Consider the following 12,443-nt stretch of genomic DNA (forward strand, 5'->3'; position numbering starts at 1 on the left):
GCAGTTGCAGTTGTGTAACTGCTTTTTTTGGAGGTTTTCTATATATTGACATGCAGTCGGGTCTTTGCTACAATCAGTTATGGAGGATAGGTCTAATGAAAATAATAAAAAAATTGATGTCAATCGCATTAGCAATCTTTTTCTTCAGTCTGCTAGCGACAAGTACAGTATTGGCGGATGATGCTGATTCAGAAGGTTGGCAATTTGTCCAAGAAAATGGTAGAACCTACTACAAGAAGGGGAACCTCAAAGAAACGGACTGGCGAGTGATTGATGGTAAGTACTATTATTTTGATCCTTTATCTGGAGAGATGGTTGTCGGCTGGCAATATATACCTGCTCCACACGAAGGGGTTACGATTGGTTCTTCTATAAGGCAAGATATTGCTTTTAGACCAGATTGGTTTTACTTTGGTCAAGATGGGGTACTACAAGAATTTGTTGGTAAGCAAGTTTTAGAAGCAAAAACAGCTACAAATGTCAACAAGCATCATGGGGAACAATATAATAGTCCAGCAGAGAAACGAGTCTATTATTTTGAAGATCAACGTAGTTATCACACCTTAAAAACTGGTTGGGTTTATGATGAGGGGCACTGGTATTATTTACTGAAGGATGGTGGCTTTGATTCTCGCATCAACAGATTGACTGTTGGGGAGCTAGCACGTGGTTGGGCTAAGGATTTTCCTCTTACATATGATGAAGATAAATTAAAAGCTGCTCCATGGTATTACCTAGACCCAGAAACTGGCATTATGCGAACAGGTTGGCAATATCTAGGTAATAAGTGGTACTACCTTCGTTCATCGGGGGCCATGGCAACTGGTTGGTATCAGGAAGGTTCAACTTGGTACTACTTAGACCAGTCAAATGGTGATATGAAAACGGGTTGGCAAAACCTTGGCAACAAGTGGTACTATCTCCGTTCATCAGGAGCTATGGCGACAGGCTGGTTCCAGATCGGTAGTAAATGGTATTACGCCTATAGCTCAGGTACTTTGGCAGTAAATACGACTGTAGATGGCTATTCTGTCAATTATAATGGCGAATGGGTTCAATAAATAATGATAGTATTTTGTAATTTGAGATAAATTTTAAGTAAGAGTGCAGCTTCACGAAGTGATACTGGATAAAAAGTTTTTAAAATCAGAAAACCGCATATTATCAGGCGTCAAAAAATTGGCAAAACCTTGATAATATGCGGTTTATTGTGGAAAGATTTACTTATTTTTAACAAAATTGAGTTTTGCCCAGTTTTACATGACATGTTTTAGAAAAAGGTATATAATGTTAGTGTAATATCAAGTGTTTTTTTGAAAGCATCACAACAATTACAATTTTAGGCTTAAAAATCGAACCTTCTTTAAATACTTAAATATTTAAGGGGGGGGGTATAAGTACCCATTTGTAAAAAAGAAATGAGGTTGAAAATGAACTTTAAGTCAAGAAAATGTGAAGAAAACGGGAAAAAAGTTTTACGCTATTCTATTAGAAAGCATCATTTGGGAGTAGCTAGTGTAGCAGTAGCTTCGGTATTATTTTTTGCAACTGGTGTGGCGACTGTGCAAGCGGATGGACCAGGAGCAGGTGAACCAGTATCAGGCACACCAGCCCCACCAAGTACACCAGGTTCAGCAAGTTCAGCAAGTACAACAAGCACACTAGGCACTTCTGGTGCTAATACTGGTGACACAGAAATAGAAAATACAAATACAGATACAAATACAGCTGCATCAACTGAGAGTAATGGAAATAATAGAGCTGCATTAACAGAAAATGGGCCTATTAAGCCAGAAGATAATGTTGAAGCAAGAAATAATAATGAGAAACCTAGAGGGCTTGAAAGAGCAACAGAACCAGCAAATTATGATGGTAAAGTAAGTCTTATCGGTCAATGGACAAGTGAATCACACGAAAAAAAAGATACTGAAAATACATATAAGAATGCTACAGATAAATTAGGGAGTCCCTTACCAAATACCGGTCTTTTCCGTGCTGCTGCAAAAACTTTTCTTGGTTGGTCTGACAAGCCGCCTGTAGATGGAAAAATTGCAGAAGGAGCAAGACTGTTCTCCCCAGAAGACACTTTAGCCACTGCCTTTCCAGATGGATTGAAAGCTGATTCCAAGCTGTATGGTGTTTATGCCAGTTTAAATGATCAAGATGAGCCTTTCCCTACAGATAAATTTTCTATGGGATTTGCGATTATAGGTGGAATGAATAAATTTAAAATTAACGATAATAAGGTTAATATTGATACAAATGTAAAATCGGATGATGTATTACCCAATACTAAGTTAAACAAAGACACAGAAGATAAAGAAAAAAATACACGTCGTATCATCGATGAGTATAAACCGGACAATAATGATACTACAAAAGTGAATGAAGTGGTTTTAAAAGCTGAGTTTGAAATGGATAAAACTACAGCGATGACTGTGTATAGAAATCCTCATATAGGATATGTTGGTCCTGTTTTATCTAATTCATATAAAGGGAATCAATTTGAATTGGGCGAAAGGAGAAAAACTTACACCTATGTAGACTTAAATGTGAATTTAGACAAAGATTTAGTTGTTCCGGAAAAATTATATGCAGAGTTTAATGGTTATTCATGGAGACCTTTATATGCTCTTGGAATTAAGGAAGATGGAACGAAGGAAATCTTAAATGTGTATTCAAAAGATGGAACAGCGTTAGGAAATGCAAAAGATAGCTTTAATTCAATCGTTAGTAATACGGACCCTAGAGTCACATTTGGTGTTGAAACTAAAGGTAACCATAATATAACATTTAGAATGATTCTTAGATCTTTAAACGGAAATGATAGTAATAGACCGGAAGGTGAACGTAATGAGCGTATAGCTGAGAGTGTAGTAAAACCGGATGAAGGGAAGTCTGTTGCTGAAACAATTATGCGCAATATGACACTTCGCTCTCTTACATCAACAGAACTTAAAGCTTTATTCCCTAATAAGAGTGATGAAGAAATCAATCAGATGGTTGTTCGTATTAATCAAGAAAAAGCCAAAGAGTTAGCAGATACAAATGGTACAACAGTTTTAAAAGTAACAGGTTCTGTTGAGGGTAATGTTCACCCAAATGCAGGTAAAATCGGTTGGTTTAATTCAGCTACAAATTTACCTATTGACAAAGTAGAAGCTAACGTTTTAGAACTAGGTTATGTTACATTTTATAATGTATCCTACCGATTCCAAAGTGGAACAGAGGGAAAAGTATTACCAGCAGTAATCGAAAACTATAAGCCAAAAGATACAGCTACTTACGAAAATGAAGCGAATGTAACACCAACACAACCGACAACTACAGAGTATATAGATGCAGAAAACGATGGGAAATGGGTCTTCAAAGATTATGATGAAGCTAAAAAACAAGTAAACAAAGCAGATGTGGAGTTCATTGGAACATGGGTATTCGAAGCTAATAAGTATGGTGTAACCTACAAATTCCAAAGTGGGACACCAGGTAAGACATTGCCAGCAGCAATAGAAGGCTATAAACCAACAGACCAAAACCGTTATGTAGATAAATCAAATGTAACAACAATTCAACCAACAAAAACAGAGTATGTTGATACAGAAAATGATGGAAAATGGGTATTCAAAAGCTACGATGCTGAAAATAAAGCAGTAAATAAGGCAGATGTAGAGTTTATAGGAAAATGGGTATTCGAAGCTAATAAATACAGTGTAACCTACAAATTTGAAAGTGGGACACCAGGTAAGACATTGCCAGAAGCAATAGAAGGCTATAAACCAACAGACCAAAACCGTTATGTAGATAAATCAAATGTAACAACAATTCAGCCAACAACTAAAGAGTACGTTGATACAGAAAATGATGGTAAATGGGTATTTAAAAAATACGATGCTGAAAATAAACAGGTAAATAAAGCAGATGTAGAGTTTATAGGAACATGGGTATTCGAGGCTAATAAATACGGTGTAACCTACAAATTCCAAAGTGGAACACCAGGTAAGACATTGCCAGAAGCAATAGAAGGCTATAAACCAACAGACCAAAACCGTTATGTAGATAAATCAAATGTAACAACAATTCAACCAACAAAAACAGAGTATGTTGATACAGAAAATGATGGGAAATGGGTATTCAAGAGCTACGATGCTGAAAATAAACAGGTAAATAAAGCAGATGTAGAGTTTGTAGGAACATGGGTATTCGAAGCTAATAAATACGGTGTAACCTACAAATTTGAAAGTGGAACCCCGGGTAAGACATTGCCAGCAGCAATCGAAGGCTATAAACCAACAGACCAAAATCGTTATGCAGATAAAGCAAATGTAACACCAACACAACCGACAACTAAAGAGTACGTAGATGCAGAAAACGATGGTAAATGGGTATTCAAGAGTTACGATGCTGAAAATAAAGTAGTAAATAAAGCAGATGTAGAGTTTGTAGGAACATGGGTATTCGTGGCTAACGCACCGACTCCTAAGCCAGAACCGAAACCAGAGCCTAAGCCAGAACCAAAATCGGAGCCAAAACCAGAGCCTAAGCCGGAGTCTAAGCCAGAACCGAAGCCGGAGCCAAAACCTGAACCAAAACCAGAGCCTAAGCCAGAACCAAAACCGGAGCCTAAGCCAGAGCCTAAACCGGAACCAAAACCAAGCCCAACTCCTTCAGAGAATTGGGATCAAGGAAGTACTGAAGTGCACAAGCGGGATGAACTACCTCAGACAGGTAGTCAACAAGATGAATGGTTGGTAGCTCTAGGTGGCTTATCTCTCCTAGGTGCTTTGACGGTATTTTCTAAAAAACGAGAAGAATAGGATATGATAAAAATCGTTTAAATAATAAAATGATGTAAATATATCCTTATAATGGGAAAAGCGATTGTGAATGGAAACAATCGCTTTTTTTGTGAAAATATAATAAAATAGATAGGAGAGAAGCAATACTTGTATGAAAAAATGAGACGGCTTTTTCGTCTAGTAAAAGGAAAATATGACAAAAAAAGTTGGTGTCGGTCAGGCACATAGTAAGATTATTTTAATAGGGGAGCATGCGGTCGTTTATGGCTATCCTGCCATTTCCCTGCCTCTTTTAGAGGTGGAGGTGACTTGTAAGGTGGTTCCTGCAGCGAGTCCTTGGCGCCTCTATGAGGAGGATACCTTGTCTATGGCGGTTTATGCCTCGCTCGAGTATTTGGATATCAAAGAAGCCTGCATTCGCTGTGAGATTGACTCGGCTATCCCTGAAAAACGGGGAATGGGTTCGTCAGCAGCTATCAGCATAGCGGCCATTCGTGCGGTATTTGACTACTATAAGGCAGAACTACCTCATGATGTACTAGAAATCTTGGTCAATCGGGCTGAGATGATTGCCCATATGAATCCGAGTGGTTTGGATGCCAAGACCTGTCTCAGTGACCAACCTATTCGCTTTATTAAAAACGTTGGATTTACAGAGCTTGAGATGGATCTATCCGCCTATTTGGTCATTGCAGATACGGGCGTTTATGGTCACACTCGTGAAGCCATCCAAGTGGTTCAAAGTAAGGGCAAGGATGCCCTACCGTTTTTGCATGCCTTGGGAGAATTAACCCAGCAAGCAGAAAAAGCGATTTCACAAAAAGATGCTGAAGGACTAGGGCAAATCCTCAGTCAAGCACATTTACATTTAAAAGAAATTGGGGTCAGTAGCCCTGAGGCAGACCATCTGGTTGAAACAGCTCTTAACCATGGTGCTCTGGGTGCCAAAATGAGTGGTGGTGGGCTTGGAGGCTGTATCATAGCCTTGGCAGACAATTTGACACACGCACAAGAACTAGCAGAAAGATTAGAAGAGAAAGGAGCTGTTCAGACATGGATAGAGAGCCTGTAACAGTACGTTCTTACGCAAATATTGCTATTGTCAAATATTGGGGAAAGAAAAAAGAAAAAGAGATGGTACCTGCTACTAGCAGTATTTCTCTGACTTTGGAAAATATGTACACAGAGACGACTTTGTCACCTCTACCAGCCCATGCGACAACTGATGCCTTTTATATCAATGGTCAGCTACAAAATGAGGCGGAGCATGCCAAGATGAGTAAGATTATTGATCGTTATCGTCCAGATGGTGAGGGCTTTGTCCGTATTGATACTCAGAACAATATGCCTACCGCGGCGGGTCTGTCCTCAAGTTCTAGTGGTTTGTCCGCCCTGGTCAAGGCTTGTAATGCTTATTTCAAGCTTGGATTGGATAGAAGTCAGTTGGCACAGGAGGCTAAGTTTGCATCAGGCTCTTCTTCTCGGAGTTTTTATGGACCGCTAGGAGCCTGGGACAAGGATAGCGGAGAGATTTACCCGGTAGAGACAGACTTGAAGCTAGCTATGATGATGTTGGTGCTAGAAGACAAGAAAAAACCAATTTCTAGCCGTGACGGGATGAAACTTTGTGTGGAAACATCGACGACCTTTGATGACTGGGTGCGTCAGTCTGAGAAGGATTATCAGGATATGCTGGTTTATCTCAAGGAAAATGACTTTCCCAAGGTTGGGGAGTTAACGGAGGAAAATGCCCTAGCTATGCACGCTACGACCAAAACAGCATCACCAGCCTTTTCTTATCTGACGGATGCTTCTTATGAGGCTATGGACTTTGTCCGTCAGCTTCGCGAGCAAGGGGAAGCCTGCTACTTTACTATGGATGCTGGTCCCAATGTCAAGGTCCTTTGTCAGGAGAAAGACTTGGAGCATTTATCAGAAATCTTCGGTCAACGTTATCGCTTGATTGTGTCAAAAACAAAGGATTTGAGCCAAGATGATTGCTGTTAAAACTTGCGGAAAGCTCTATTGGGCAGGCGAATATGCTATTTTAGAGCCAGAGCAGTTGGCCTTGATAAAGGCCATTCCCATCTATATGAAGGGCAAGATTGCTTTTTCTGATAGTTACCGTATCTATTCAGATCTGTTTGATTTCGCAGTGGACTTGACGCCCAATCCTGACTACAGTTTGATTCAAGAAACGATTGCTTTGATGAATGACTTCCTCGCTGATCGTGGGCAAACCTTGCGACCTTTTTCTTTGGAAATTCGAGGAAAAATGGAACGAGAAGGGAAAAAGTTTGGTCTAGGCTCTAGTGGTAGCGTCGTTGTTTTGGTCATCAAGGCTCTGCTAGCTCTGTATAAGCTTTCGGTTGATCATGATCTCTTGTTCAAGTTAGCCAGCGCTGTCTTGCTCAAGCGAGGTGACAATGGCTCTATGGGAGACCTTGCCTGTATCGTGGCAGAGGATTTGGTTCTTTACCAGTCATTTGATCGCCAGAAAGTGGCTACTTGGTTGGAAGTGGAAAACTTGGCGACAGTTTTGGAGCGTGATTGGGGCTTTTCCATCTCACAAGTGCAACCAGCCCTAGAATGTGATTTCCTAGTGGGATGGACCAAGGAAGTGGCCGTATCTAGTGATATGGTCAAGCAAATCAAGCAAAACATCAATCAGAATTTTTTAAGTTCCTCAAAAGAAATGGTGGCTACTTTGGTAGAAGCCTTGGAGCAGGGGAAAGCCGAAAAAGTTATCGAGCAAGTAGAAGTAGCCAGCAAGCTCTTAGAAGGCTTGAGCGCAGATATTTACACGCCTTCGCTTAGACAGTTGAAAGAAGCTAGTCAAGATTTGCAGGCTGTTGCCAAGAGTAGCGGCGCTGGTGGTGGTGACTGTGGCATCGCCTTGAGTTTTGATGAGCACTCAACTGAAACCCTAAAAAATCGTTGGGCCAATCTGGGGATTGAGCTCTTATATCAAGAAAGGATAGGGCATGACGACAAATCGTAAGGACGAGCATATCCGCTATGCTCTTGAGCAGAAAAGTTCCTATAATAGCTTTGATGAGGTGGAGCTGATTCATTCTTCCTTGCCTCTTTACGACCTGGATGAAATCGATCTGTCGACAGAATTTGCAGGTCGCAAGTGGGACTTTCCTTTCTATATCAATGCTATGACGGGTGGAAGCGATAAGGGAAGAGAAATCAATCAAAAGCTGGCTCAGGTAGCGGAAGCCTGTGGGATTTTATTTGTGACAGGATCTTATAGCGCAGCCCTCAAGGATCCAACAGATGCCTCTTTTTCTGTCAAGTCTGGTTATCCAAATCTCCTTCTTGGAACCAATATTGGATTAGACAAGCCTGTCGAGTTAGGACTTCAGACGGTAGAAGAAATGAATCCTCTTCTCCTACAAGTGCACGTCAATGTCATGCAGGAATTGCTCATGCCTGAGGGAGAAAGGAAGTTCAGAAGCTGGCAATCGAATCTAGCAGACTATAGCAAGCAAATCCCTGTTCCGATTGTCCTCAAGGAAGTGGGCTTTGGAATGGATTCCAAGACCATCGAAAGAGCCTATGAACTAGGCGTTCGAACTGTTGATCTGTCAGGTCGTGGTGGTACCAGCTTTGCCTATATCGAAAATCGTCGCAGTGGTCAGCGTGATTATCTCAATCAATGGGGCCAGTCTACTATGCAAGCCCTTCTCAATGCCCAAGACTGGAAAGACAAGGTCGAACTTTTGGTTAGCGGAGGGGTTCGGAATCCGCTGGATATGATTAAGTGCTTGGTATTTGGTGCCAAGGCTGTAGGACTGTCTCGAACAGTTCTGGAATTGGTTGAAACCTATTCAGTCGAAGAAGTGATTGGCATTGTCCAAGGTTGGAAAGAAGATCTACGCTTGATTATGTGTGCTCTTAATTGTGCCACCATAGCAGATCTGCAAAAAGTAGACTATCTTCTTTATGGAAAATTAAAAGAAGCAAAAAATCAGATGAAAAAGGCGTAACCACCGCCTTTTTTCCATCTTCAGACCGAGGTGACTTTTTTGAACTGTGATAAAATAGAAGGGAGAGGATGAACCTATGAGAAAATTTAAAATCTTTTTATTTATCGAAGCCTGTCTTTTGACAGGAGCTCTGATTTTGATGGTTTCAGAGCATTTTTCACGTTTTCTGCTGATTCTATTCCTCTTTTTACTTTTGATTCGCTATTACACTGGTAAAGAGGGAAATAATCTTCTTTTAGTAGTGGCAACCATTCTCTTCTTTTTCATCGTCATGCTCAATCCCTTTGTGATTCTAGCTATTTTTGTTGCGGTTATCTATAGCCTCTTTCTTCTTTATCCAATGATGAATCAGGAAAAAGAGCAAACCAATTTGGTGTTTGAAGAGGTGGTGACGGTTAAGAAGGAGAAAAATCGTTGGTTTGGAAATCTTCATCATTTTTCAAGCTACCAGACTTGCCAGTTTGATGATATCAATCTCTTTCGTCTCATGGGCAAGGACACTATTCATCTGGAGAGGGTCATCCTAACCAATCATGACAATGTCATTATCCTCAGAAAGATGGTAGGAACAACTAAAATCATTGTGCCCGTAGATGTAGAAGTTAGTCTCAGTGTTAACTGTCTCTATGGGGATTTGACTTTTTTCAATCAGCCCAAGCGTGCTCTCCGCAATGAACACTATCATCAGGAAACGAAAGACTATCTCAAGAGTAATAAGAGTGTCAAGATTTTCTTGACTACTGTGATTGGGGATGTTGAGGTGGTTAGAGGATGAAAAAACAAGCTTATATAATCATTGCTCTCACCTCCTTATTATTTGTCTTGTTTTTCTCCCACAGCTTGATGGACATCCTTGACTTTGACTGGTCTATTTTCTTGCACGATGTCGAAAAAACAGAAAAATTTGTTTTTTTGTTATTGGTCTTCAGCATGTCCATGACCTGTCTCTTGGCCCTGTTTTGGCGAGGTATCGAAGAGCTTTCTCTAAGAAAAATGCAGGCTAATCTCAAGCGTTTGTTGGCAGGGCAAGAAGTGGTTCAGCTTGCAGATCCAGATTTGGATGCCAGTTTCAAGTCCTTGTCAGGTAAACTTAACCTCTTGACAGAAGCTCTTCAAAAAGTTGAAAATCAGAGTCTTGCTCAGGAAGAGGAAATCATCGAGAAGGAACGGAAGCGAATTGCTCGGGATTTGCATGATACCGTCAGTCAGGAGTTGTTTGCGGCTCACATGATTTTATCAGGTGTCAGCCAGCAGGCTTTGAAACCGGATAGAGAAAAGATGCAGACCCAGTTGCAGAGTATCACAGCTATTTTAGAAACTGCCCAGAAGGACTTGAGAGTCTTACTCTTGCATTTGCGACCAGTTGAGCTGGAGCAGAAGAGTCTGGTTGAAGGAATTCAAATCCTTTTAAAAGAGCTTGAGGACAAGAGTGATCTTAAGGTTGGTTTCAAGCAAAACGTGACGAAATTGCCTAAGAAAATCGAGGAGCATATCTTCCGTATCCTGCAAGAGTTGATTAGCAATACCCTTCGCCATGCCCAGGCATCTTGTCTGGATGTCTATCTCTATCAGACAGATGTTGAATTTCAACTGAAGGTGGTGGACAATGGGATTGGTTTTCAGTTAGGGAGTTTAGACGACTTGAGTTATGGACTACGCAATATCAAAGAGCGGGTTGAAGATATGGCAGGGACGATTCAGTTATTAACAGCTCCCAAGCAAGGACTGGCAGTTGATATCCGTATTCCCCTGCTCGATAAGGAATGATAAAGGAGTGAAGATGAAAATTTTACTAGTAGATGACCATGAAATGGTCCGATTGGGCTTGAAAAGCTACTTTGACCTCCAAGATGATGTAGAAGTTGTAGGGGAAGCGTCCAACGGGTTTCAGGGTATTGACTTAGCCTTGAAATTGCGTCCAGATGTTATTGTCATGGATATCGTCATGCCCGAAATGAATGGAATTGACGCGACTTTGGCCATCCTCAAAGAATGGCCTGAAGCCAAGATTTTGATTGTGACTTCTTACTTGGACAATGAAAAAATAATGCCGGTTTTGAATGCTGGTGCCAAAGGCTATATGCTCAAGACTTCTAGTGCAGACGAACTGCTCCATGCCGTCCGTAAGGTGGCTGCTGGCGAGCTGGCTATTGAACAAGAGGTCAGCAAGAAGGTCGAATACCACCGCAATCACATAGAACTACATGAGGACCTGACTGCGCGTGAGCGAGATGTTCTCCAACTCATCGCCAAGGGCTACGAAAATCAGCGCATCGCAGACGAACTTTTTATCTCTCTCAAGACGGTCAAGACGCACGTGTCTAACATTCTTGCCAAACTTGAGGTTAGCGATCGTACACAAGCTGCGGTCTATGCCTTTCAGCATCATTTGGTAGGGCATGAAGAGTTTTAGTAGTTATATAAAATAATGTTGGAGAAATGACTTGATTTAGTACCAAAGAAACGAGTAAGCACCTCTAGCGTGATAAAATAATTTTTTCACAATATTTTTATGTTATTTGTTGACATTCATTTTATAGAGGAGTAGAATAGAGTTAGAAATATTTAGATTAACATATATATTATAAAGTATAAAAAATCCAAAAGGAGGTTAAAATCATGTCTCCGTAAATTATCAAAATAAGGTCACTAGAGCGTTAAGGAATTTTGAAGAAAGGATTTTTGTCATGAAAAAATATATTACTTATGCAGCTTTATTACTTACTTCAGGAGCTTTGTTATCAACTACTTATGTAGTTAGTGCAGAAACTACAACGTCTACCACTAAAGTGACTACATCACAAACAACTTCACAGTATACAAGCGAGAAAGAAGCAATTGATCAACTTGTTAAAGAAGGTAAAATTAAGGTTGAAGATGCAGAACAAGTTAAGTTGGTAGGATTTTCTCCTAGAGAATTAACTCAAGAAGAAAGTAATCAAGAAAAAATAGCATTTAATCAAAACCGAGATGATAAAGGAACTTGGATGCTAACAGATGGTCGCTGGTGGTTCAAATATACTTCAGGTGGGTATGCTAAACATTGGGAATACTTAGATAAGAAATGGTATTATTTTGATGATCAAGGTTGGATGAAATCAAATGAGTGGATTAACCCAGATGGTAATTGGTACTATCTTTCAAATGATGGTTCCATACTAACTGATTACAATAGAGTTAATGGGAAACCTTATTTCTTCAGACCTAACGGTGTTTGCGTAGAAAATCAGGGGCAGGCAATCGCTGAGTGTGCAGAAACCTTTGTAGGTAAAATCCCATATGTTTGGGGTGGGGCAGACTTGGATAAGGGTGTAGATTGCTCAGGATTTACGATGGCTATTCATGCTAAGTTCGATATTTATATTGGTAGAACAACTGGAGAACAAGCTGAAGGAGGGAAATTTATATATAGTGGCTCACAACTTCCTGGAGATTTAATATTGTACAATACCGACCGAGGTTCAAATCAACATGTAGGTATCTACGTTGGAGGTGGAAAAGTTGTTCATGCCCCAATTGAAGGTCAGAAAGTTTCTTATATGAATCAATACGGAATGGATCAAAATACAATCCGTAGATATTGGTAATATTGTCTAATCTTTCATAATGAACAGTATTAGAATATAGCTAAATAAAGAGGGTAAGTCCTCCT

At 40.3% G+C, this 12,443-nt stretch carries 10 protein-coding genes; all 10 read left to right on the plus strand.

Annotation, left to right across the window (positions count from 1 at the left end; genetic code table 11):
* Nucleotides 1-95: 95 nt before the first annotated feature.
* Complete coding sequence (cbpF, locus tag HT725_RS03180) at nucleotides 96-1,061, plus strand: choline-binding protein CbpF (RefSeq protein ID WP_173253056.1); 966 nt, start codon at nucleotides 96-98, stop codon at nucleotides 1,059-1,061.
* A 369-nt stretch (nucleotides 1,062-1,430) separates the two neighbouring features.
* On the plus strand, nucleotides 1,431-4,814 hold the full coding sequence (locus tag HT725_RS03185; RefSeq protein WP_173253057.1) for an SHIRT domain-containing protein: 3,384 nt from the start codon (nucleotides 1,431-1,433) through the stop codon (nucleotides 4,812-4,814).
* Nucleotides 4,815-4,989: 175 nt separating this feature from the next.
* Nucleotides 4,990-5,868: a mevalonate kinase gene (gene mvk / locus HT725_RS03190; protein ID WP_173253058.1), complete on the plus strand. Its 879-nt coding sequence runs from the start codon at nucleotides 4,990-4,992 to the stop codon at nucleotides 5,866-5,868.
* Nucleotides 5,850-6,803, plus strand: coding sequence for a diphosphomevalonate decarboxylase (gene mvaD / locus HT725_RS03195; RefSeq protein WP_173253059.1), 954 nt, complete (start codon nucleotides 5,850-5,852; stop codon nucleotides 6,801-6,803). Before mvk ends, mvaD begins: the two co-directional genes overlap by 19 nt.
* A complete protein-coding gene (locus HT725_RS03200) occupies nucleotides 6,790-7,797 on the plus strand; it encodes a phosphomevalonate kinase (protein WP_173253060.1) in 1,008 nt (335 codons plus the stop codon). Before mvaD ends, HT725_RS03200 begins: the two co-directional genes overlap by 14 nt.
* On the plus strand, nucleotides 7,781-8,791 hold the full coding sequence (gene fni, locus HT725_RS03205; protein ID WP_173253061.1) for a type 2 isopentenyl-diphosphate Delta-isomerase: 1,011 nt from the start codon (nucleotides 7,781-7,783) through the stop codon (nucleotides 8,789-8,791). Before HT725_RS03200 ends, fni begins: the two co-directional genes overlap by 17 nt.
* A gap of 76 nt (nucleotides 8,792-8,867) precedes the next feature.
* Entirely contained in the window at nucleotides 8,868-9,566 is a 699-nt protein-coding gene (gene liaF / locus HT725_RS03210; RefSeq protein WP_173253062.1) for a cell wall-active antibiotics response protein LiaF, read from the plus strand.
* A complete protein-coding gene (locus HT725_RS03215; protein ID WP_173253063.1) occupies nucleotides 9,563-10,558 on the plus strand; it encodes a sensor histidine kinase in 996 nt (331 codons plus the stop codon). Before liaF ends, HT725_RS03215 begins: the two co-directional genes overlap by 4 nt.
* 13 nt (nucleotides 10,559-10,571) lie before the next feature.
* Nucleotides 10,572-11,204: a response regulator transcription factor gene (locus HT725_RS03220; RefSeq protein WP_020902971.1), complete on the plus strand. Its 633-nt coding sequence runs from the start codon at nucleotides 10,572-10,574 to the stop codon at nucleotides 11,202-11,204.
* Nucleotides 11,205-11,478: 274 nt separating this feature from the next.
* Nucleotides 11,479-12,378 carry a C40 family peptidase gene (locus HT725_RS03225; RefSeq protein ID WP_173253064.1) on the plus strand — a complete coding sequence of 300 codons (900 nt, stop codon included), beginning with the start codon at nucleotides 11,479-11,481 and terminating at the stop codon, nucleotides 12,376-12,378.
* Nucleotides 12,379-12,443: the final 65 nt, after the last annotated feature.

Origin of the sequence: Streptococcus sp. 2579 (assembly GCF_013277195.1) — a bacterium.
Classification (GTDB): domain Bacteria; phylum Bacillota; class Bacilli; order Lactobacillales; family Streptococcaceae; genus Streptococcus.

Coding starts and splice junctions, on each gene's coding strand:
- cbpF (WP_173253056.1), top strand. CDS start 96: ATGAAAATAATAAAAAAATTGATGTCAATCGCATTAGCAATCTTTTTC.
- HT725_RS03185 (WP_173253057.1), top strand. CDS start 1,431: ATGAACTTTAAGTCAAGAAAATGTGAAGAAAACGGGAAAAAAGTTTTA.
- mvk (WP_173253058.1), top strand. CDS start 4,990: ATGACAAAAAAAGTTGGTGTCGGTCAGGCACATAGTAAGATTATTTTA.
- mvaD (WP_173253059.1), top strand. CDS start 5,850: ATGGATAGAGAGCCTGTAACAGTACGTTCTTACGCAAATATTGCTATT.
- HT725_RS03200 (WP_173253060.1), top strand. CDS start 6,790: ATGATTGCTGTTAAAACTTGCGGAAAGCTCTATTGGGCAGGCGAATAT.
- fni (WP_173253061.1), top strand. CDS start 7,781: ATGACGACAAATCGTAAGGACGAGCATATCCGCTATGCTCTTGAGCAG.
- liaF (WP_173253062.1), top strand. CDS start 8,868: ATGAGAAAATTTAAAATCTTTTTATTTATCGAAGCCTGTCTTTTGACA.
- HT725_RS03215 (WP_173253063.1), top strand. CDS start 9,563: ATGAAAAAACAAGCTTATATAATCATTGCTCTCACCTCCTTATTATTT.
- HT725_RS03220 (WP_020902971.1), top strand. CDS start 10,572: ATGAAAATTTTACTAGTAGATGACCATGAAATGGTCCGATTGGGCTTG.
- HT725_RS03225 (WP_173253064.1), top strand. CDS start 11,479: ATGAAAAAATATATTACTTATGCAGCTTTATTACTTACTTCAGGAGCT.